The organism is Winogradskyella wichelsiae (assembly GCF_013403925.1).
In the GTDB taxonomy this organism is placed as follows: domain Bacteria; phylum Bacteroidota; class Bacteroidia; order Flavobacteriales; family Flavobacteriaceae; genus Winogradskyella; species Winogradskyella wichelsiae.
The window spans coordinates 257,716-281,105 of sequence record NZ_JABFDJ010000002.1 but is presented as its reverse complement, the minus strand read 5'-3'; the positions used below and the strand labels follow the sequence as shown (position 1 = coordinate 281,105).

The window sequence follows — 23,390 nt, the reverse complement described above, 5'->3', positions numbered from 1 at the left end:
ACAACATGGTAAAGATATAGAATTTAAATAGTGCTTCTGTTTTTAATTATCTACAGTAATCTACCATTCATCTACACTTGTCTATAGGTTAAACTAAATAAGAATTTTGTAAACGCCCTGTAGAGTACTTTTGAGGTATCAATAATATAAAAACCTGCTTATTATGAGAGTTTTAGCCGTAGATGACCAACAGTTAGTATTACTTCCTTTACAAAAAAGGTTAGTTGAATTAGGTTATAAGGTAAAAATAGAAACAGATGCAACTAAGGGATTAAAGTTGTATGAATCGTTTCAACCAGATTTAGTAATTGTAGATATTAATATGCCAGGTATATCTGGGTTAGATTTTGTAAAACATATTAGAATTACTAAGAATTCGCAAACTCCAATTATGGTTTTGTCTGGTAATACACAAGATGAAACTATCACAGAAGGTTTTGAGTTAGGTATTAATGATTACATGAAAAAACCATTGAGTCTTAATGAAATTAGTGCACGAGTAAAACGTTTAATTGGTGCGCCAGAAATCCAAAGCTCTGTCGCTAAGAGTGATGTAATGATTCAAGAACGTTGTGTAGGTGTTGTAATTCCTTGTTATAATGAAGAAGAACGATTATTTACAGATGAATTTATTAATTATATAGATAAAAATTCTGGTTATCATTTATGTTTTGTAAATGATGGTAGTAAGGATAAAACATTAGAGCTTTTAAAAGATCTACAGAAGGGGAGAGAAGATTTTATTACTGTTTATGATTGCGAGAAAAATGGAGGAAAAGCTGAAGCTGTACGCTTAGGAATGTTACATATGTCTAAAAAATTAGATTTAGATTATATAGGATTTTTGGATGCTGATTTGTCTACAGATTTAGCAGATTTTGATGATTTAGTAAAAACAATTGAAACTTCCGATTTCAAAATTGTAAGTGGATCTAGAATCTCTAGAATGGGAGCAGATATTACGAAGGAATCTGCACGAAAAATAATAAGCCTTACCATCAATTTTATTATCAGAAAGATTTTAAAAATGGACTTTAAAGACACACAATGTGGTGCAAAAATTTTTAGTAAAGATAGTATTGAGATTGCATTTGGTGAAAAGTTTGTAACGCAATGGATTTTTGATGTTGAAATATTTAAAAGAATGAGTATTCACTTTGGTCTTAAAAAAGCTAAATCTATGTTGTGCGAACAACCTTTAAAACGCTGGATTCATGCCGATGGTTCAAAACTGTCTATGAAAGATTCGATAAAAATTGTTGGTCAATTAGCGCAAATTGCTTGGGTGTATAGGTCTAAGAAATCAGATACAAAAACAGCTAAAATTGAGGTTGCATAACCTATTTAAGATAAAGATTAATGAAGATTGGAATTATAATCATATTTCATAACAATGAATTAGACATAGATAAGTCGTTTTTTATAGACCAAATTAAGAGCTCAGAGCATATTGAATTATGTTTAGTCGATAACGAAAGTAAAGATGAAACCATAAGTTTTTTAGAAGACATAAAAGAAGTCTGTCCCACTAAGGTTTCTGTCATAGAAATTAAAAGAAATGTGTCAGAGATTGCAGCAACCAAAGCAGGTGCCAGATATATGTTTAATGAGTTTAATTTAAAGCATATTGGATATATTAATGCGAATGCTTTAAAACAAAAAGGGCTTACTTTAAATACATTAATTAAGAGTTTTTGTATTCATAAAGATCTAATTATAGATTTTAACTTGAATAAAATAAAAAATCAAGAGATTAAGAAAACATTCTTTAAAAGTGTTTTTTCTGTTGTAGAATATTTGCAAAATATTGAAACTTCCCCTCAAGTAATTCCAATGACATAACTTATAACCTAATTAAATTATGCATGCTTATCCTATAAAATTCGAACCCATTTTAAAAGAAAAAATATGGGGAGGAGAAAAACTATCTACACTTCTAAATAAATCTACAAATTCTAAAAATATTGGTGAGAGTTGGGAAATTTCTGGAGTAGATAATAATATTTCTGTCGTAGCAAATGGAATCTACAAAGGACAAACACTAAACGACTTGATAAAGACGTATAAAAGTGAGTTTTTAGGGAAATCTAATATTGCGACCTTCGGAGAGAATTTTCCATTACTAATAAAGTTTTTAGACGCTAAAACTAATCTATCAGTGCAGGTACATCCAGACGATAAGATGGCAAAAGCACATCATAACGCTTTTGGGAAAACAGAAATGTGGTATATAATGAATAGCGATGATGATGCTGAAATTGTTTTGGGTTTAAAGAATGAAACTTTAGACAACAATGTGCTAGCAGATATTAATGCTTCTAATGTAGATGCTATTTTTAATACTGAAAAAGTAAAAAAAGGAGATAGCTATTTTATTCCCGCAGGAAAAATTCATGCCATTGGCGCAGGTGTTTTAGCAGCCGAAATTCAGCAAACAAGTGATGTAACATATCGTGTTTACGACTGGGACCGCGCAGATGCTAACGGAGTACAAAGAGAATTACATACCGAATTAGCTCAAAAAGCAACAAAATCTTTCGCTTCAAACGGAAAAAGTGATTATCAATTACAACCTAATACAACCAGTAATCTTGTAGAATGCGACTACTTTATTACTAATATTTTTGAAGTTAAAGCATTTCAGAAAAGGGAATATAATCATCGCGATAGTTTTATAATTTTTATGTGTGTTGAAGGCCGCGTAGAGATTACAGTAGATAATTATACTGAACAGCTTAAGATGGGCGAAACTATTTTAATTCCTGCAAACGCAAAAGCAGTTAGTTTCAATTCACAACAAGCAAAACTTTTAGAAGTGTTTATAGCTTAGCCTGAAACAGTGATCATAAAAGGTTTACTCAAAAAACCAATCAAAATATCATAATAATTTTACATTTGCAGAATACAAGAATTTATTATGTCATTAGAAAGAGAACTACAGAAACGAAGCGGCTCAAAATGTGAGCTCAGTGGAAGCGAAGAAAACCTATCGGTCTATATCGTTCCAGATATACCGGAAAATGGGTTAAAAACAGCATTATATGCATCTAAAACTTGCATAGAACAAATGAACGATGCAGATGCTATTGATGCCAACCATTGGAGGTGTCTAAATGATAGTATGTGGAGTGAGCACGATGCCGTAAAAATTATGGCGTGGAGAATGCTAAATCGTATTAAAGCAGATTGGACACAAGACTTGTTGGGTATGATATATATGGAAGATGATATCTTAGAGTTAGCTAAAGCTTCTGGTGATGGAGAAGATGAAGAGAATAAACTAATTCATCGCGATGTTAATGGTGTTATTTTAGAACATGGGGATTCTGTCGTTTTAATAAAAGACCTTAAGGTAAAAGGTTCTAGCATGGTTGCAAAGCAAGGTACTGCAGTTAGAAATATTAGATTAGATCACGAAAACGAAACTTACATTGAAGGCCGCGTTGGTGCTCAGCAAATTGTAATTATAACAGAATACGTTAAAAAAACTTAATCTTTATTTTTTTTATTAAAAAAATCGAAACTAAGAGGTATTAGAAATACCATAAATAAGTATTTTTTGGTTACTAAGCCATAAATAGTTAAAGCTGCTAGTAACACCATTAGTATTATTTTGTACTTATATTTCATTTTGTAAAAATATGAATTTTTACAATTCCTTTTTTTATTCCGAAGTGAAATTGCACAGGTTTAAATGAAATAATATAGCTTTATTTTGAAACTCTAATACCTCTTAGTATTGATACAAGATTATTAAATTATTCTCATTATTTATTGATTTAGTATTTGTTGATTATAGCTTTTAAAGGGAAGCTTTAACAAGACATATCAGCGACTATTTTCCATTCACCACTTATTTTTTTGAAAATTATCATAAAAACACCATTGGCATTTCCAACTTCACGTTTTAGATGGTATTCACCCATTACCCAATAATTATCACCTTCAATTTTTGAAATATCATTAATCACAAATTTTAAGGTGCCACTTTCTGCTTTTGTCGGATAGCCTTTCTTGTAATTCGCTAAGGTTTGATGCCAGCCTTTAGTAAGTCCATTGCTACCATAAAATTTAAGCGAATCGCTTTTCCAGTAGCCTTGCATAAAACCCTCTAAATCGTGGTTGTTCCAAGCAATTTCTTGTTCGGCCATAACGATACGGATTCCTGCTTCAGCAAGTTCGTTAGATTCACTGTTGTGCGTTGTTTCTGTGGTTACATCAGTCTTAATACTAATACAGCTAAAACACGATAAGGCTATGGCAATGGGGAGAATATATTTCATAAGAATTGGTTGTTATTTATCATTTAAAAATAACAACTAATTTTCTAAAGTATACCCTTTTGTTGTTTTAAAAACGCATCGGCTTGATTTTGCATAAGAATTTTTGCTTGTTTCCGCTTATAGTTCATCACTTCTTCTTCATCAGCAATTTCATTATAAATTTTATTGTTGATAGCGTTATCCGTTTTTAAAAGGAGTTGGCGTTCAGCAACCTTTTGCATGGTCCAGGTTTGAATCGTGGTTTCTTGATCTTGTAATTTATAATCGAATTCACCTTTTGGTGCTAATAATTTGGCTATGATTGGAGAGGTTTCAATCGCTAAAAACAATAGAAAAATAAAGAAGGATGGTAACCAAGGTAATTCGCCTAAAGCGGTAATGCGAGCCATTAAGCCATCAAAATTATCAATAATAGGTTGTGAGGTTTCAACATTAGTGGTGTAATCCGTTTGAAGCGTTGCAATTTGGGTTTCAAGCGCTTCGATTTTAGTTTTAGTATCAGATTTTAATTCTTGTAACTCGGCTAATCCAGCATCGTGTTTATCGCGCTTTTCTTTATACACAGGACCTTTGCCCAAAAGTTTAGAACCCGTTGTGCCTTCAGCTTCTGAAATATAAGTATTATATAAATCATTGACTTCCGCTTCTTTGGCATCAACTTGAGCATTTAAGCCTGAAATTTCATTGTCAAGCGCAGCAATTTTAGGGCTAAACTGTTCAGCGATTTGATTCTGATTCGCTAAGGTTAAATCATTTTTTTGTTCTAATAAAACTTGATTAATTTCTTTTTCAAAAATCTTTAATTCTAAAGGCTTTGAAATGACTACAGCAATAATTAACGCTAAAAAGAGTCGTGGAGTCGCTTGAAGGATTTCATCTAAAATATTGTCGCGTTTTTTAATCGTTGAAACAATATAGCGATCGAGATTAAAAATGAGTAAACCCCAAATGAGTCCAAATAAAATTGAAGTATAGAGATTGTCAAATACGGTAAAAAGTGCATAACTAGCTGCAATGGTTGCCATAACAGCGGTAAAGAAAACGGTAGCTCCAATACCAGCATATTTGTTCTGTTCGCCAATGGAGCAGTCATTTAAAATGTCGGTGTCAGCGCCAGAGCAAAGGATGAAGAATTGCTTTAACATACGTGTTTGTTTTTTGATTGACCTAAAATTCAGGCTGATTGATTGACTATTAGAACGCTAAAACATACTTTTTGTTACATTTTTAGATAAAAAAAAGCCTCAATTAAGAGGCTTTAGTCATGAAAATTTTAAAATTAGTGGTACTGTAATTAGATTTAATCCGTGACAGTAATAACTATAGGTGCTATCTCTGAATTAGTACCATCTTTAAGTGCAAACAGCACAAGCTGATCATCTTTTTTTGCACTTACAAGATGTTTTAGGGCATCAGCATCTAGCACATTATTCTTTATATGTTGTGTTGGTTGACCAGGAATTTTAAACTTAAATTCAGTTACTTTTCCATTTTTAGTGCTGAGCATTATATCCTTAATCTCATTTCTTGTCAAAGATATTTTTCCTGTTTTAATTGTTTTAGCATTAACTATGGGTAAGATGCTTTCTTGTTTTTCTGGCTGAGGGTCTTCCACCACTTCCATAATTTCCCCCTTATCATTGGTATTGGTAAATGATTGGTTTAGTTTTGTTGGCGGAGGCGGAGGTGGAAATTTTAAGCCCGTGGTCTTTAGTTCATCATCCGCAATTGGTAATTCTACAGAATTTTCTTTCTGGGTTGAAGTCATACGTTTGTAGATTCCAACATATTTAATTAAGTCTTTTTGTTTTACAATAGGATAGTTGTCAGTTTTGCCATTACGTTCGTCTTCTTGAGCAGCCAGCGTTTCTTTTTTTAGTTGTTTAGCCCAATCATTGTATTCTGCCACTTCCTTTAGTGTTGGTTTTTCTTGGATTTCTTTGTCTTCGCTTACTTCTTTATCAGGTGATACATTATTTCTACGATTAGATAGCTTTACAACATACTTTTCATTAGCGTCTAATTGTGTTAGGATATCTGTACGCTTACCTTTATTATTTGCTGCAATAGCTTTTGCTTCTTTAGCAGAAATTTCTTCATCATCTAAATAGAAAGAAGCACCTTCGTTTTCCATCTCTATTATAAATTCTAAAAAGGAAGGATTATATATACTTTGAGTGTCATTTGCGTTGGGGCCTCCTTTAGATGTTTTTTGTTTTGCAGGAGGTGGAGGAGGTGGAGGTAAAGTCGCTATTTCTTCTGCTGTTAACTCATTACGTTTTTTGTAATATGTTTTACCATTAAGGGTAATTTGCACATAAGGTTTTATTGGTGAAATAGGTCTTTTTACTTTTGCTTTATTTTCTTTAGATATTCTAAAATATAGGCCTCCTAAATCTGAAAACATATCATCTAACCCTTCTTGTTGTTGCTTTGATTTGTTAATGTAATGTGGTTCAGTAGTTCTAAGCGCTTCATAGATATCGTATTTTTTTAAATAGATTTCAACAACCTTTTGGTCTACATAATGAATTTGCAACTCCTTCGCTTTTTTTAATTCATCTTTAATGTGTTCAACATGGTCAATAGTGGATGATTCTTCTTTTTCAACATATTCCTTTTCAGCAAAACTGTAAAAAAGAATCGCAATAATGGGCAGCACTAATAAAGTACTTAGCCAAACTCTGGTTTTTGAGGTTTGTGTTTTCATAACTGTAAATCGTTTTTTGATTGATGAATAATTGATGGCACTCGAGAATTGATAATCTTGAGTGTTTGATGAAAATTGTAATAATATATTTTGATAGGTTTTAGTGTTCACACCTTGCATTAAAACGGCTTGGTCTGCTAAAAACTCATGATTTAATTTAACATGATGTTTCAGAATATATATTAATGGATGAAACCAAAATACAATTTGTAATACTTCTAAAATAATAATATCTAAACTGTGTAATTGCTTGGCATGGGTTTCTTCATGTAACAATACTTCTTTTGGAATGTGATTAGATTCATAGCTTGTTTTATTAAGAAAGATATATCTAAAAAAGGAATGTGGAATCAGATTTTCCTGCAGCAACACATAAATGAAAGATTGGTTTTTTACGGTTTCATTCTTAGAAATCCGATGTTGCATTTTAAATAGATTTATAACAAAACGTAATGTAAATAATAAGACACCAAAACCGTAAATGAACCAAAGTGTGGTTTCTAAATTAAGGAAAGGAGTCTCTTCAATGGTTGCTTCTTCTAATGCTAATTCCATTGGAAAATATTCAGGAGCAGTTTCAAAATTGGTAACAATCGGCTCAACATATTCTGTTATGGTTAACGCAGGGATTACTAATGACAAGATTAATACACCTAGTAAATAGAACCTCTTAAAACGGTGCATATTCTGGCGTTCTAAAAAGAACACATAGACTAGCCAAAATACACCTAAACATGCTGAAAATTTTAATACATACGTTTCCATACTTATCGGTTTTTAATTTCAGTATCTATGATTTTCTTTAACGCCTCTAACTCTTCTGTTGTTAAGTCCGTTTTACGTGTAAAAAAGGATGCAAACTGTGAGGCGCTATCATTAAAAAAGGTTTTAATGAGTCCGTTAACATGCTTAGAGAAATAATCATCTTTTTTTACTAATGGAAAATACTCTCTAGATTTACCGAAGGTTTTATAATCAATAAAACCTTTACCAATCATTCGTTTTAGTAAGGTGGCAACGGTTGTAGTGGCAGGTTTTGGTTCCGGGTAACTCTCTAGCAAATCTTTCATAAATGCTTTGTCGAGTTTCCAGAGGTGTTGCATTAGTTGTTCTTCGGTTTTTGATAGTTGCATGCTCTACGTTTTTAGAATTAACTCTATAAATGTAGAATATATATTTTAATTCTACAAGTGTAGAGTTGGAATTAAGTGTGTGAATAGTTTTATTAAGTGATTAGTTTTGGGTGATTTAAAATGAAAAAGCCTTATGATTAGTGCTAATCATAAGGCTTTTTTGAAATTAAATAAGTGTTTTTAAATCACTTAATTATTTTGATAATTCTGTAAAATATTTATAAAACCATGGAATAGTTTCAATGCCTTTTAGGTAATTCCATACTCCAAAATGTTCGTTTGGTGAGTGAATCGCATCGCTATCTAAGCCAAAGCCCATTAAGATTGTTTTACTATTTAATTCTTGTTCAAAAAGCGACACAATAGGAATACTTCCTCCACTACGTTGTGGAATTGGTGTTTTTCCAAAGGTTTCTTCATAGGCTTTTGAAGCTGCTTTGTAACCTAAACTATCAATAGGAGTTACGTAACCTTGGCCACCATGGTGCGGTGTTACTTTCACTTTTACTCCTTTTGGTGCAATGCTTTCAAAATGCGTTTTAAATAATTCAGTGATCTCTTCCCATTCTTGGTTAGGCACTAAACGCATTGATATTTTAGCAAAAGCTTGACTTGCAATTACTGTTTTAGCTCCTTCGCCTGTGTAACCTCCCCAAATTCCGTTAACATCTAACGTTGGACGGATAGAGTTACGCTCGTTAGTGGTGTAACCTGCTTCACCATAAACAGCATCAATATCTAAAGATTTTTTATAAGCGTCAAGTGAAAATGGAGCTTTTGCCATTTCAGCACGTTCAGCATCCGATAAGTTTTCTACTTTGTCATAAAATCCAGGAACAGTAATATGATTGTTCTCATCATGAAGCGATGCAATCATCTTTGTTAATACATTTATAGGATTGGCAACTGCACCTCCATATAATCCAGAATGTAAATCGCGGTTTGGACCCGTAACTTCAACTTCCACATAACTTAAACCTCTGAGTCCTGTAGTTATAGAAGGTACTTCTTTAGAAATCATTCCAGTATCTGAGATAAGAATCACATCATTGGTTAACTTCTCTCTGTTTGCTGCAACAAATTTTGCAAGATTAACGCTACCAACTTCCTCTTCACCTTCAATCATAAATTTTACGTTACAAGGTAATTCGTTATTCGTAGTCATGTATTCCATGGCTTTCACATGCATATACATTTGTCCTTTATCATCACAAGCACCACGAGCAAAAATAGCACCTTCTGGGTGTAATTCTGTAGCTTTAATTACAGGCTCAAATGGTGGTGAATTCCATAAGTTTAATGGATCTGGTGGTTGCACATCGTAGTGACCATAAACTAAAATAGTTGGTAAATTTTTGTCTATAATTTTTTCACCGTAAACAATAGGGTAGCCTTCTGTTTCACAGATTTCAACATGGTCGCAACCTGCTTTTTCAAGACTAGATTTTACCACATCGGCAGTTTTTAAAACATCTCTTTTATAAGCAGAGTCGGCACTGATTGACGGTATTTTTAATAAATCGATAAGCTCGCTTAGAAAACGATCTTTATTCTCTTCGATATAAGATTGAATGGTTTGCATAATTAAGAATTCGGTTTGTAACAAAAGTAAGAATTATAAGATGGATAAGGGTGACTGCTCTAAATTTTAAGTTTTATTTAAATGGAATTTTACTGACGTTAATAGGTTCTGATAATCAATTGTTTACTTCGATAGTGTAAAATAATTCAAATTCATTGCTAAAACTTGAATATTTAATATTTGTATATTAAAACTATTGTTTATATTTGCATCCCGATAATAATTGGAGATCCTGCAGGCGTGGTGGAATTGGTAGACACGTTAGACTTAGGATCTAATGCAGCAATGTGTGGGAGTTCGAGTCTCCCCGCCTGTACAGAGTAAGAAAAGCTAACTTTAACGAGTTAGCTTTTTTTTTGTTATAAGATTTAGATATAAATTACTTTCATATATAAATATCGTTTTAAGAATTTTGAATTTTTAGCGTTTAGAATTGCTTTAGGTGGTCCTAAATCTATTTACCTTATAAGAAATACCATTCGTCTACACTATGTTTTACTTCCATCGATTTTGTATACTTACTTCTTTTTCTTCAAATTATATTTACAGCAGTGGAATTATAGCAAAGTAATTTTACTAGTGTAATCTAATATGGAACTCTATGCTAATTATAATTTTTTTTTCAATACTTTTAATATGTTCTTTTTTCCTTTTAGCAGAATATGCATACGTGGTTTTTTTTAATCCAAATTTTGTTTTAAAAATACATTATGTTCATCGTTTTTCGAGCAGTAGAGACAGCGTAAATAATACAAATAATGGATTAAAAACCAATTTTGTAAATGATACTCCTAATATAGATGACAAAATAAGAGAAGCAAAGATGGAGCTTAACAAGAGTTTAAATCATTTGGATTTTATCATTGGAATAGAAGAGTCTTTAGTGAAGTTGGCTTCTAAAGATTGTTGTAATATAAAACGATTACAGGAATATTTAAAATTAAAAAAAGAGATTCAATTAAAAATCATAGAGTTATCGGAACTAATTGCTCACTATCAAGCTAATAAAATAGGGGTTTGTTAATCTGAAAATATTTTTTATTAATACTGAGTGTTTTTATTATATATAAGAGGCTGATTATCTCAGTTTTTTTATCAGATGTTATTTTCCACCTATCTGAATATTAGCTTTAAAGAATATCAATCTGATTAAACAGTGTATCTGATAAACAATTAATAGTTATATTAAATTTTTGTACGGAAATTTGCAGTCTAAAATTTAGAAAGTAAATAACGTAATATGAAAGAGGGGTTTTCTAATAAAAAAGCACTGTTATCCTTAGCTATTGGTGGTTTTGGAATAGGTCTTACAGAGTTTGTAATTATGGGAATTTTACCCAATGTTGCAAACGCATTAGCGATTACAATACCAGAAGCAGGTCATTTTATTTCGGCTTATGCTTTAGGTGTTGTTGTTGGGGCTCCTTTGTTAACTAGTTTTAGTCATAAGTTTCCTGCCAATCGTATGCTTTTATTTCTTATGGTTTGGTTTACCGTTTTTAATACACTTTCAGCTTTTTCTACAAGCTATAACATGTTACTTATAATGCGTTTTCTATCAGGACTTCCACATGGAGCGTTCTTTGGTGTTGGAGCCGTAATTGCAGGTAAATTAGCAAAGAAAGGAAAATCATCACAAGCCATTGCTATTATGTTTTCAGGACTAACGGTGGCTAATGTTATTGGTGTCCCTATCGGAACTTATCTGGGGAATCAATACCATTGGAGTGCTTCTTTTTTAATGGTGGGTGTTGTGGGTATTATTACTCTGGGAAGTATATTTTATTGGATGCCACACTTTAAAAAAGAAGGAAAGCAGCCTAAAGATGAAGATCATAAAGGGCTTAAAAACCCTGAGCTTTGGGCGTTAATAGCACTGACCACAATTGGAACAGGTGGTTTTTTTGCGTGGTATAGTTATATCGCTCCTTTGCTAACAGATGTGGCACATTTTTCTGAAAATGTCGTGAGCTATGCTATGATTCTTGCAGGGTTGGGGATGTTTATTGGTAATTTTTTAGGAGCTAAAATGGCAGATGCTTTTACACCTCTACGTTCTGTAATGATTAGTCTTTTAGCTATGACCGTTATTTTAATTATAAATTCATTTTTTGCTTCAAATGGAATATTAGCTTTAGTAATGACATTTTTAATAGGGTTAATTGCTTTTACAATATCTACACCGATACAAATGGCTATAATTAATACAGCAAAAGGTGCAGAAATGCTAGGGTCTTCCATGAATCAGAGTGCTTTTAATATGGGAAATGCTATGGGTGCCTATTTAGCAGGTTTACCAATTGCCTATGGTTACAGCGTTATGTCGTCTTCTTTGGTTGGCAGTGCTCTTGCTTTTTCTGGTGCAATAATAGCAATTTTGATATTACTTTATAGACAACATAAAAAGTAATAGCAACTTAAAAGTAACCTGTATCATTTTTAGGATGTTATTGCGTTTTTAATGTATGTCTTCAATTTAAATTCTCTTCATTTAGCCTCAGTTTTATTTGCGTAATTACCATAAAAGTATTCTATATTAACAACTGTTGTTTTGTGGTTTTTTTGAAGTGGTTAAAATAGTATAGTTATCTGATAAAAGTGTAATGTTCTTTTTGTGTTTATCTTCCGAAATTTGCCACAGAAATATGACGTATTTCTAATAAAAAAAGTGGATAGAATATTATGAAAAATATAGCAATTAACCCAACAATTTGGCAGCCAACAGTTTTTACATCTGTTAGTGGGTATAAAAATAAAACGAAGACAAGTAATACTTCAAAAGATTTAGTTCTTAAAAATAATCTTTTTCTTGGTAAAGAAGTTAGCGAAATGACGTTGAATACTATAAAATTAATTGCCTTGGACACTAATAACAATGAAAATTTAGTATCAGGTTTTAATCCTCAAGTTTTAAACTTAAAAGGGCAGCATGCAGGACTTTTTATAAATGCAAGTACAGGGTTACAATTAAGTGCTGGAAGTTATAAAAGTTTTAGATTTTATTTAGATGCTGAAAATAATAGTATTAAAACAAGTGATAGATCATTAGAGCGTATTTCTAATTTAGAATACTTAGATTTTCAAATTGAAGGAGGACTTCTTATAAATAATCAAGAATCTTCAGAGGTTGTATTAAAATTTGATTTTGTACCATTCAAATTCAATAAGATTTTTAAAGTATTAAGTGATCTAATCTCTAGTTCGAATATTTCATCAAATACATTTTATGTTTAATTTTTAAAACATTTAGACTTTAATTTTAATAAATAAAGGTGCTCAATTGAGCACCTTTATCATATTTATAGATTGTTAATTTAGTAATTAGAGTTTTACTAATTTAGTTGTTAACGTTTGATTTGTTCCTTTTTCAATTCTAACAATATACATTCCAGAATTTAAAGATGAAATATCAAAAGTATCTGTATTGGTAAAATCACCTTTAAATGATTTCACTAATTTTCCTGTTAAATCATATACTTCAAGATTAGAAGCATTAGTATTAATACTAAAAGATGTTTGCGTTGGGTTAGGGTAAATACTAAAGTTAAGTAATGCTTCGTTATCAACACTTAAAACACTTGAAGAAGTATTTCCTAATATTCTAAATTGCCCAGCAGGAATTGTAATTGTACTCAAAGAATTACTTACAGTTGTGTTTCCTGAAGCATCCATAAGATCATACCACGTTGTTGTTACTCCACTAGGGAAATTAGTGTTTACCGTTTGAGAAACGACATCAAAATTCGCTAAAATAATAACGTTGCTAAGCAGAGAAGCAGGTATGGAATTATCATATATATCAATTCTGGGCGTTAAATCTCCAGAAGTAATGGTGTAATCTCCTTCAAATACTGGCTCTTCAATTTTTAATAGATGTAGCTTAGACCAATCGTTATAAATTTCACTTCTTAAAGCTTCGGTGATCCAATTGTTTGTCCACTGTGGTTGCGGTTTGGTAGAGAGTTTACAACCGTCGTTACTGTAACTTCCATCTTCACAAGTGAAAATTGAATTTTCCATACCTAATTCTCCAAAATGCCAAATCATTTTTGGACCCGGAACCATAACAGAAACAGCACCTAAAGCAGACATTCGAGATAAAGCGGTATTAAGATCTCTCACATTATGAGATGAATTACTAGTGCTACCGTAAGCAATGTTTTTATACATTAGACGCTCTTCATCATGGCTTTCTGCATAACCAACAACGCGAGGTCCATTAAAACCAATATGTGCATTATGTCCCATTCGGCTAATGTTTTTATTACCCGATTCTGCCATTGTTAGCTCACTGTAGGCTGAATTCATTATGCCCCACATCATAATTCCTTTACCTTCATCTAGGCGGTAATTAGCCCATTCTTTTTCTTCGTTATCAGAACCTAAATGTTCAAAAATAACGTAGTGATCAGGGTCTATATTCCAAGAGTGATCTGCATATTCTTTTAAAACATCAACACGATCTTGTTGGTAACTACCTGTACAACCTTCATCTCCACCATCACTACCGTTACCACAATTTTGAGTAAATCCTTTGGTTAAATCCCAACGAAACCCATCAATGTTATACTCTTCAATCCAAAAATCTACAACTTGTTTTACATAGTTTTTAGTGTATGTAGAACTGTGATTAAAATCATTACCAACACTATATGAGTGTGTAGGTAGAACATTAAAGTATGGGTTTTCTGTTGAAGGTCCTCCCCAACCATCACCATCAGGATCATCCATCCACATTCTAACCATCGGATTTCTACCGTAAGCATGGTTAAATGCAATATCTAAAATTACGGCAATACCATTTTGGTGGCAAATGTCTACGAGTTCTTTAAATTTTTCTTGACTACCATAAAATTTATCAATAGCCATATGAAAAGCGGTATTATAACCCCAACTTTCATTGCCTTCAAATTCCATAATTGGCATTAACTCAATAGCGTTGATGTTTAGATTTTTGAAATAATCGATACGATCTATAATATCTTGAAAGTTTCTATCGGTATCAAAATCTCTAATTAAAACTTCATAAATCACTAAATCTTCCTTAGATGGTTTATCAAATTCAGAAACTTGCCAATCGTATGGTGTTTGACCGGTTTGTAAAACAGTTACTTCAAACTCTTGACCTGCTGGATATACAGGCATATTAGGGTAAGAAGCTTCAGGGATGTATTGGTCATCAAAAGGTGATAAAACTAGAGGTGAATAAGGATCTGCTACTTTAACCAATGCTGGTGAACCAGATATAGGACTTGCGTCTCCAACCCAATATTGATAAGTTTCAACTTGTTGAGAAGTTAAACCTGTTAACTCAATCCAAAATTGATCTGTAGCGCTATCTTTTTTCATAGCATATTCATTGGACGCTTCCCAATTGTTAAAACTACCTAATAAGTATACAAAGTCTTTATTTGGTGCTGTTAAAACTAAAGTCGCTTTTGTATTGTCTGTAGAATCGTAATTAATACCATCTTTTAATCCTGCTGGTAAAGCTTCAGATACCGTGTTGTTTACAATAATTGAAAATGGTTTTATGATGTTTACGCCATCTTGGGTAATGACTAATTCACAAGATTTATTTTCAGTTAAATTTGTAAAGATATAACCATTGTAAAACGTTGTACTATTTTGTGTATGGACACTAACTCCATCAACAAAGAGTTCGTAGTCTGCAGCACCTCCTGTGTTTTGTGCTAAAATTTGAGTGTTATCTCCATTATTTGCAACTATGATTCCGTTAGAACTTGAAGAAGGATTAATCATATTAACTTGGAAAGCACCAATGTTAAATATAAAATTTATACAATCAGTAGCTTTAAGTTCTTGAGATCCATCAGCACTTCTAAAAACCATTCCCATTTTGGTAACAAGGCTTTCTTCTTCACTTGTTAGGCTAAAATAAGTGTTAGGTGTAAAGGTAATGCTCCATGTACCATCATTATTGTTGGTCATTTCTCCAATACCATCATCTTCGCCCCAGTTTCCAACAACACCAATGCCATATTCATCACTATCATTACCAACTCCTAAATGAGCATATACTTTTGAAGGGTTGCTGATGCTATTGCAATTTGTATCACTACTATTAATGTCTACAGTTATAGTAACGGACTCGTCAATTAAGATTGGACTAGGATTTGTTGTTACTTGTGCTATTGCAATTAAGGGTAATAGCAACAATATATTAAGTAATATTTTTTTCATAATATTTTTGATATCTAAAAAAAGGCTATGAGTTTTCATAGCCTTTTTTTTTAATATTAAACTATTGTAATTCTATAGAATATGTATATTGTCTTGCGTTGCTCAAATCTAATGTGATTAAGTAAGTTCCGGCTTCATCAATACCAATGTTTTGTCCATCAAACTCCATAGTACCATCAGCATCAGTATCACCAATATTTAAAGCCCAATCATCATTAGCACGGAATTTTAACCCATTATCAGGTGCTTCTTGAGAAGTTAATTCTATTATTACAGACCATGTTTTAGAGTCTTGATCATAGGTCATATCTGTGTCAGAATCCCAGCCACCTGGAGTAGCGTTACCAATAATGCCCCAGCTTGTTGCTTCGGTGGTGTAAGTAAGATCATCTAAATTAGCCTTTACATAATAATAACCAGAACCAGTAATAGAACAGTTAGATTCACCTTCTTGAAGTAATACACCGCTAAAAGTGCCATCGTCACCATAATCACCATCAAAAGATTCATTTGTTGGTAAGAATTTAAATTCAGTAGTATCCATATTCATATATACAAACCCTTCATAATTGTTATCTCCAACTTCAGAAGCGGCAATTGGTACCGCGTCACTCGCAGTCCAGTTACTACCGTAACCACTAGCTTCTAAAAAACTACCAACAACATATAATTTTGGTAATTCAGGAACTTCAACTTCATTAACTCCAGGAAGTACTAAAACTAATGCTTGAATTGGAGAAATTATTTCTAAAGCTGCATCCGTTCCTAAAATGGCTCTTACTCTAAAATAAACATTACCAGTATCTGGCATTTCTGTAGCATCATCACTATCTAAACCAGCTTCTTCTGCATAACCTAATAAGTCTCCAATTGTTACCGCATAAGAGTTATCTCCAGTTGTACCAATAACTTCTGTATCCGTAAAATCACCAATTATAGATTTTTGTAATTCATAATTAATATTTGTTTGTATATCAAAATCAGCATCACTCCAAGTAAAACGTTCTCCTATGTTGCTTGAAGCAGAAGGTATTAGAATGTATTCTTCTAAGAAGGCATTTGTAAATGTTAAGTCTCCTGTAGGTTGTGCTATATATGTTATGCTATCGTCACTTTCACAAGCATTGAAGCTGATTACGGTGATAAGCAGTAGCGCTAGATATTTAATTGTTTTCATAGTGTTGTTGTTTAAATTAGTTTATTAATACCCGTTGTTTTGAATTAAGTTAGGGTTTGTTGAAATTGTATTTGTAGGGATAGGAAATATGTTTCTAAATGTACTTACAGAAGTTCCATTAGCTTGGTTTCCTTTAAATGGCCATAAGTAAGAGTTCGTTGTAAAATAATTGTAACGAATTAAATCGGTACGTCTTTGCCCTTCCCAGTATAACTCTCTTGAGCGTTCGTCTAATACAAAATCTAAGTCTAGATCTCCTGATATTATGTTTCCAGAATTGTCGCCATAGCCTCTTGTTCTTAATTCATTTATTTTTTCAACGGCTGTACTTAGACTTCCGCCTCCTCCTCTTAAGTGAGCTTCTGCATAGTTTAAATATATTTCAGCTAAACGAATAATAGGTAAGTCGGTATCTACAAAATCACCACTACTATCGCTTCCTTGGTTACCGTTAGAGTCTATGTTTTTAAATTTAGTAACAGCATAACCTTCAGCAAATGGAGGGATACTCCCTATTTCTAAATTCTGTCCATCAGTATAAAACATACCTCTTTTATCACCTTCTGAAATAACAGGATCAAAACTATAAGTTAGATTAGCTAAATTAAAAGTCACTAAGTATGTGCCTGCTGTTACTACGATGTTATCACCACCAAATTCTAATATACCATCAGCGCCAGTGTCACCATAATTATTACCCGAGTTTTCATCAAATCTGAATTTTAATTCTCCATCAGGTAATTCAACATATAATTTGTATAGGTCTGTAGAAGTTTCGTATAATTTTACATCTTCATCTCCCCATTCATTTAAATCACCTATAAGTCCCCAGTTAGAAAGTGTACCACCAAGTTGACTATTTAATTGTGGAATATTAATTTCACTTGTTTCAAACTTTTCAACTAAAGCTTTGGTTGTTCTTAAACCACCCCAACCACCGTTGATACCTAAACTCAATGGATCCATACTTCCGCCTGTTGCAGCATGAACTAAAAATGTTGAGCCACCAAAAGTTTGAGATTGTATGCCGTCGAAATTTAAGACAAGAATAAATTCGTTTTGAGCTCCGTTAGTATTGTTATCTGCTAAGAATAATTCATCATAAGCATTGCCATTTCCGTTAGTATCAGTTGTGTTAATAGAGTATGAAGAGTTCAGTACGTTTTCAGAATACGTAATACAATCGGTATATCTAGGTGTTCCTGTCCATACTTCTGCATTTAAATATAACTTAGAAAGTAATGCCCATGCAGCTACTTTATCTACACGTCCGTATTCATTAGACTCTAATAATAGATCTTGAATTTCTAATAACTCTGATTCAACAAAATCAAAAAGTTCTGTTCTTGAATTTTGAGAAGGTAAGTCTGTGGTAATTTCAGTTACCAATGGCACATTAGCATAAAAATCAATGAGGTTATAGTATGCAAAAGCTCTTAAAAAACGAGCTTCAGCAATAAAGGTTTGTGCTTCGGCGTCTGGCAATTCAGAGGCATTTTTAATATAAGCATTGGTAAAAGAAACTTCTTGAGCTAAGCGCACATACATGGCACCAGTAAAATCATTACCAGCTGACCAATATAAACCATGTAGATCTGGTAAACCTGCGTCTCCCCAACCCACTACTGCATGGTCTGTTGTTAATTCATTTAAGTTAAATAGCATACGTGTGTATTGTGAAAAGCCTTCATCAATATCTGCTATATCTGCTTGTCCAGAAGGTCCTTTTTGCCCTGTTAATGCTAAACTAGCATAAAGTTTAGCTAAAGCTCCTTTTGCTTCTGTAGCATTAGCAAAAACATCTTGTTCTGTAAAACTATCTGGATCAATAGGATCTTGATCTAAATCATCATGACATGCGGTCATAAAAAGTGAGATCGTTGCTAAAAATATAATTTGTTTTATTCTGTTTTTCATAATTCAATTTTTTTAAAAATCTACATTTACTCCAAAAACATAAGATCTTGGTCTTGGGTAAAAATTACTATCAATACCACCTGTGATTTCTGGATCTAAACCTTCATAATCTGTGATTGTTGCTACATTTTGAACGGAACCATAAAGTCGTAGAGATACGTTTTTAATTGCGTTATCTAAAGTGTAACCTAACGTGATATTATCAATTTTAAAGAATGAAGCGTCTTGAATGTAATGACTACTTAAAAAAGTGTTTTCATTAGATTGGTTTGTAAATCCATTTTCTAAATAACTAGAATGTAGATTTGTTAAGAAGTTATTGGTGGTTGGTATTACTCCATCTAAATAAGAGTTACTTGCAGATACATCATTGTATGCATAATTTCCAATATTGGCTCTCGTTACAACAGCCAAATCCCATTTTTTATAACTCAGGTTAGTGTTTAAACCCATAATAATATCTGCATAAGGATCTTTATATAAGTATTTATCCTCATCATTTATAACATTGTCTCCATTTCGATCTACAAAAGCTCCTTCAATTGGTTTTCCATTATTGTCATAAACTTGTTGAAAAACATTAAAACTATAAGGGGCAGCACCTTCAGTATGTATTTGAACGTTATTACCTGTTCCAGCACTAATTCCTCCTGTATCTTGATCAAAAGGTAAGCTAGTTATCTCGTTATCATTGAATGAAACATTGTAATTAACAGACCATTCAAAATCATCAGTTCTTATAGGTATTAAGTTTAGTGCAAACTCAATTCCACGATTTTGCATATCACCAATGTTTTTCTGAATTTTAGAACCAAAATTTGTAAACGGGTCTACAGAAGCGAAAGCAATTAAGTCTTTAGTTTGTTTTTGGTATAAGTTAATCGAACCAGAGACTCTTCTATTAAAGAAACTATAGTCTAAACCAAGATTAAATGTGTTACCAATTTCCCATCTTAAGTCTTCATTTAAAGGTTCTGGTCTGTAGGTTTGGTAAAAAGAATTTCCAAATTGATAATTAGCCGTAGATTGACTTCCTGTATATCGTGTTAAGAATAAATAGTCACCTAAACCATTTACATTACCTACCTCACCATAACCAATACGTAATTTAAGTTCATTTACGTTATTGATATCGTTTAAGAAATCTTCATTGTGTAAATTCCAAGCTAATGCAACAGAAGGGAAGTAACCCCAACGATCATCTGGGTTTAATTTTGAAGATGCATCGGCTCTTAAAGTAGCCGTTAATAAATATTTGCCATCATAATCATAATTTAAACGACCAAAATAAGATAGCAATACATTTTTAGATTTGTCTATAAATTCAAAATCATTTCCATCTTCTTCTGCTTCACTATCATAACTAAAGTTATCATACTCAAAAGATTGGTAAGAATACCCAGCAACTGCTGTAATATTATGGATGTCACTCAGGGATTTGTTATATGTAAAATAGGCATCAAATAATTTATTAGTAGACTCATTAGTGAATGTACTTCTAGATCCATTCCAAGTAAGATCTGATGTCGGAATTAATTCTGAAACAAGTGTTCTACCGTGACTATTAGATTGATCAATACCAGTACTAACTGTTGCTGTTAAATCTGGAAAGAAATGTAGCTTATAATCTGCTTTTGCATTTAATACAAAACGTCTTACTTCAGAACTATCATCTTTTAAATTTTGTAATGCAACAGGATTTGTGCCTGCTAATGTAGGTTGATTGCCTGTTGAAGCATCAATCCATGAGAAATAACCTGCGTAAGGTGAGCTAGAATCATATATAGATTGTGTTGGATCAAAATTATTAGCACTACCAATAGCGCCTCGATCTGCAAAGAAATTTTCTGTATAGTTTCCTCTTGCTGAAATATCAAGTTTTAAATGATCATCAAATAATTTTGGTGATAAATTTAAAGACGCTGTTGTTCTTTGAAAATTATCGCGTTTTAAATTACCATCATGATCAGAGTGTCCTAGAGAAACTCTCATTGGTACTCCATAAAGACTACCTAAAGCACTAAATGAATGGTCTTGTCCAAAAGCTGTTTGGTAAATTTCATCTTGCCAATCTGTATTAGAATTGCCTAAAAGTGCGATTGTTTCTGCATTTGCTCCCGGGTGATTGTTAACAATACTTCTAAATTGATCTGCGTTTAAAACATCAACTCTATCTACAGATGTATGTACTGTTGTAGAACTTGATGCATTAAATTTAAACTCAGAGTCTTTACCTTTTTTGGTGGTAATTAATATAACTCCATTAGCCGCTCTAGATCCATAAATAGATGTGGCAGACGCATCTTTTAATACCGTCATACTTTCAATATCATTCGGGTTAATAAGGTTTAATGGATTTCTAGATCCTCCAACACCTCCTTGATCTAAAGGAATACCGTCTAATACAATAAGAGGATTACTAGATAAAGATAAAGACCCATTCCCTCTTATTACAATATTTTGACCATCTCCTGGAGACCCACTTGCAGAAGTTACAGACACACCTGCAATCTTTCCTGAAATTAATTGTTGGGCAGAAACTAAAGGTCCTTGATTAAAATCTTCGGCCTTTAATAAGTCTGCTGCACCAGTTAAATCATCCTTTTTTACAGAACCATATCCAATAAGAATAACTTCATCTAATTGAGCTGAATCTTCGACTAAGGCAACATCAATTGGAGATTGACCGTTAAATACAACCTCTTGCGAGGTGTAGCCTACATAAGAGATTACTAAAATTTCACCTTGATTAAGTTCTATTGAATAATTACCGTCGAAATCCGTCGATGTTCCTCGGGAAGTTCCCTTTATTATAACGTTTACACCAGGTAGAGGCATGGCGTTCGCTTTATCTGTAACATTACCAATGGCAGTTGATTGTGCCATCAAGGATGCTGGTAATAATATGAGACAGAATAGTAAAGCATTTAAGATTGTTTTCATACAATATGTTTAAGTTAATTGCTTATTTAATTAGTTTATATTTTCACTTCTCGGGTTAAATCTATGTAAATTTAATATCAATCAGCTATTAATAAACATGACGAAAGTCACGAAAACGTTTTCGTGTTAAAAACTTTCTTAAAAATATTGAGATTCTCAGAACAATTACAAAATACTGAGCATATTTTATTAATTATATCTAAAAATTACGAAGTCATAAATTATAAAACTAATTTTTCGTTTATTTTCGCCGTATCTTAGCTACAATTATAGAGGGTAAATTGCAGTCCTTTATCGCCTGAAATAAGCCATAAAAGCCAAGCTCAATAAATAGATTATCAAATATTAAATTAAACGCATGAAAAGGAAAATTACACTGAAGCAAATAGCAAGAGAACTAGATGTTTCTATTTCTACAGTATCCAAAGCATTACGTAATAGTGCAGAAATAAGTGATGATACAAAACAGAAAGTTCAAGCATTTGCCAAACTCTATAATTATAAGCCTAATAATATTGCGTTAAGCCTTAAAAACAGAAGAACCAATACGATAGGTATAATTATACCCGAAATTGTTCACCATTTTTTCTCAAAGGTTATTAGTGGTGTAGAGCTTGTGGCAAATAAAAGAGGATATAATGTTATTATAGGTTTATCTAATGAGTCTTTTGCTAAAGAGGTTATTAACATGGAAATGTTGGCTAATGGTAGTATTGATGGTTTTGTGCTTTCTATGTCTAAAGAAACTTTGAAACTGCAAGATTATCATCATATCAATGAAACAATGACACAGGGTATGCCTATTGTGATGTTTGATCGTGTGGTGTCTGATTTAAGATGTGATAAAGTAATCGTTGATGACTTTAATGGGGCTAAAAAAGCGGTTAAAAAATTAATAGAAAACGGCTGTAAATCTATTGCTTTAATTACTACTGAGGATTATGTTAGTGTGGGTAAATTAAGAACTCAAGGGTATCTTGAAGCCTTGGATGAGCATACAATGACGCCTAAAGCTGAATTAATTCTTAAAATTGATGAATCTCTCGATTATGAAGCCCATTTAGAAGAACTTGAAAAAGAAATAGAGCAATTATTTCAGTCGAATCCTACTTTGGATGGTGTTTTTGCAGTCAATGAAATCTATGCTTTATTGGCTATGAAAGTAGCGCGTAAATTAGGACTAAATGTACCTAACGATGTTCAGGTTATTGGGTTTACAGACGGAGTACTTTCTAAGCACGCAACCCCGAGTCTTACTACAGTTAGCCAACATGCACAACAGATGGGAGAGAAGGCGGCAGAACTTTTAATAGATAAGTTAGAAAGTGAATTTAATAGTGCCGATGAAGAATTTCAAACAGTGGTTATTACGACTGATTTAATTGAACGAGAATCCACCAAATAGAAATTTAACATTGCTATTTTAAAATCTTTTATATCT

General features: G+C 32.5%; 17 protein-coding genes and 1 tRNA gene. 9 read left to right on the top strand and 9 right to left on the bottom strand.

Translation table 11 applies throughout. The features are described 5' to 3' along the window. Positions 1 to 163 precede the first annotated feature (163 nt). The 4 genes from HM985_RS04850 (at position 164) to HM985_RS04835 (ending at position 3,493) form a co-directional block, all read left to right on the top strand. Positions 164 to 1,339: a response regulator gene (locus HM985_RS04850; RefSeq protein WP_179375170.1), complete on the top strand. Its 1,176-nt coding sequence runs from the start codon at positions 164 to 166 to the stop codon at positions 1,337 to 1,339. Positions 1,340 to 1,359: 20 nt separating this feature from the next. Next, on the top strand, positions 1,360 to 1,842 hold the full coding sequence (locus HM985_RS04845; RefSeq protein ID WP_179375169.1) for a glycosyltransferase: 483 nt from the start codon (positions 1,360 to 1,362) through the stop codon (positions 1,840 to 1,842). Positions 1,843 to 1,861: 19 nt separating this feature from the next. Further along, entirely contained in the window at positions 1,862 to 2,830 is a 969-nt protein-coding gene (locus HM985_RS04840) for a type I phosphomannose isomerase catalytic subunit (RefSeq protein WP_179375168.1), read from the top strand. Between the two features lie 87 nt (positions 2,831 to 2,917). Next, complete coding sequence (locus HM985_RS04835; RefSeq protein WP_179375167.1) at positions 2,918 to 3,493, top strand: PhnA domain-containing protein; 576 nt, start codon at positions 2,918 to 2,920, stop codon at positions 3,491 to 3,493. A gap of 322 nt (positions 3,494 to 3,815) precedes the next feature. On the opposite strand, the gene HM985_RS04830 is transcribed toward HM985_RS04835, so the two are convergent. From HM985_RS04830 to HM985_RS04810, 5 genes are all read right to left on the bottom strand, one after another. Beyond that, positions 3,816 to 4,283 (bottom strand): YybH family protein, encoded by a 468-nt coding sequence (locus HM985_RS04830; protein ID WP_179375166.1) that lies wholly within the window; start codon positions 4,281 to 4,283, stop codon positions 3,816 to 3,818. Positions 4,284 to 4,327: 44 nt separating this feature from the next. Beyond that, complete coding sequence (locus HM985_RS04825; protein ID WP_179375165.1) at positions 4,328 to 5,428, bottom strand: DUF4407 domain-containing protein; 1,101 nt, start codon at positions 5,426 to 5,428, stop codon at positions 4,328 to 4,330. Between the two features lie 155 nt (positions 5,429 to 5,583). After that, a complete protein-coding gene (locus HM985_RS04820) occupies positions 5,584 to 7,758 on the bottom strand; it encodes a M56 family metallopeptidase (RefSeq protein WP_179375164.1) in 2,175 nt (724 codons plus the stop codon). 2 nt (positions 7,759 to 7,760) lie between these two features. After that, entirely contained in the window at positions 7,761 to 8,126 is a 366-nt protein-coding gene (locus HM985_RS04815; protein WP_179375163.1) for a BlaI/MecI/CopY family transcriptional regulator, read from the bottom strand. 193 nt (positions 8,127 to 8,319) lie between these two features. After that, positions 8,320 to 9,708, bottom strand: a complete 1,389-nt coding sequence (locus HM985_RS04810) for a dipeptidase (protein ID WP_179375605.1) — start codon at positions 9,706 to 9,708, stop codon at positions 8,320 to 8,322. A 234-nt stretch (positions 9,709 to 9,942) separates the two neighbouring features. On the opposite strand from HM985_RS04810, the gene HM985_RS04805 reads away from it, so the two are divergent. From HM985_RS04805 to HM985_RS04790, 4 genes are all read left to right on the top strand, one after another. Beyond that, a tRNA-Leu gene (locus tag HM985_RS04805) sits at positions 9,943 to 10,024 on the top strand. Positions 10,025 to 10,309: 285 nt separating this feature from the next. Further along, the gene (locus HM985_RS04800) at positions 10,310 to 10,732 is read left to right on the top strand and encodes a hypothetical protein (RefSeq protein ID WP_179375162.1); all 423 of its coding nucleotides are present in this window, start codon (positions 10,310 to 10,312) and stop codon (positions 10,730 to 10,732) included. A 216-nt stretch (positions 10,733 to 10,948) separates the two neighbouring features. Continuing rightward, positions 10,949 to 12,118 carry an MFS transporter gene (locus tag HM985_RS04795; protein WP_179375161.1) on the top strand — a complete coding sequence of 390 codons (1,170 nt, stop codon included), beginning with the start codon at positions 10,949 to 10,951 and terminating at the stop codon, positions 12,116 to 12,118. Positions 12,119 to 12,390: 272 nt separating this feature from the next. Next, entirely contained in the window at positions 12,391 to 12,942 is a 552-nt protein-coding gene (locus HM985_RS04790) for a hypothetical protein (RefSeq protein ID WP_179375160.1), read from the top strand. 87 nt (positions 12,943 to 13,029) lie between these two features. Here the strand turns inward: HM985_RS04790 and HM985_RS04785 are convergent, their stop codons facing one another. The 4 genes from HM985_RS04785 to HM985_RS04770 form a co-directional block, all read right to left on the bottom strand. Further along, on the bottom strand, positions 13,030 to 15,912 hold the full coding sequence (locus tag HM985_RS04785; protein ID WP_179375159.1) for an alpha-amylase family glycosyl hydrolase: 2,883 nt from the start codon (positions 15,910 to 15,912) through the stop codon (positions 13,030 to 13,032). A gap of 61 nt (positions 15,913 to 15,973) precedes the next feature. After that, positions 15,974 to 17,089 carry a SusF/SusE family outer membrane protein gene (locus HM985_RS04780; protein WP_179375158.1) on the bottom strand — a complete coding sequence of 372 codons (1,116 nt, stop codon included), beginning with the start codon at positions 17,087 to 17,089 and terminating at the stop codon, positions 15,974 to 15,976. Between the two features lie 24 nt (positions 17,090 to 17,113). Then, on the bottom strand, positions 17,114 to 19,006 hold the full coding sequence (locus HM985_RS04775) for a RagB/SusD family nutrient uptake outer membrane protein (protein ID WP_179375157.1): 1,893 nt from the start codon (positions 19,004 to 19,006) through the stop codon (positions 17,114 to 17,116). A 12-nt stretch (positions 19,007 to 19,018) separates the two neighbouring features. After that, complete coding sequence (locus HM985_RS04770) at positions 19,019 to 21,949, bottom strand: SusC/RagA family TonB-linked outer membrane protein (RefSeq protein ID WP_179375156.1); 2,931 nt, start codon at positions 21,947 to 21,949, stop codon at positions 19,019 to 19,021. A 358-nt stretch (positions 21,950 to 22,307) separates the two neighbouring features. On the opposite strand from HM985_RS04770, the gene HM985_RS04765 reads away from it, so the two are divergent. Next, positions 22,308 to 23,354 carry a LacI family DNA-binding transcriptional regulator gene (locus HM985_RS04765; RefSeq protein WP_179375155.1) on the top strand — a complete coding sequence of 349 codons (1,047 nt, stop codon included), beginning with the start codon at positions 22,308 to 22,310 and terminating at the stop codon, positions 23,352 to 23,354. Positions 23,355 to 23,390: the final 36 nt, after the last annotated feature.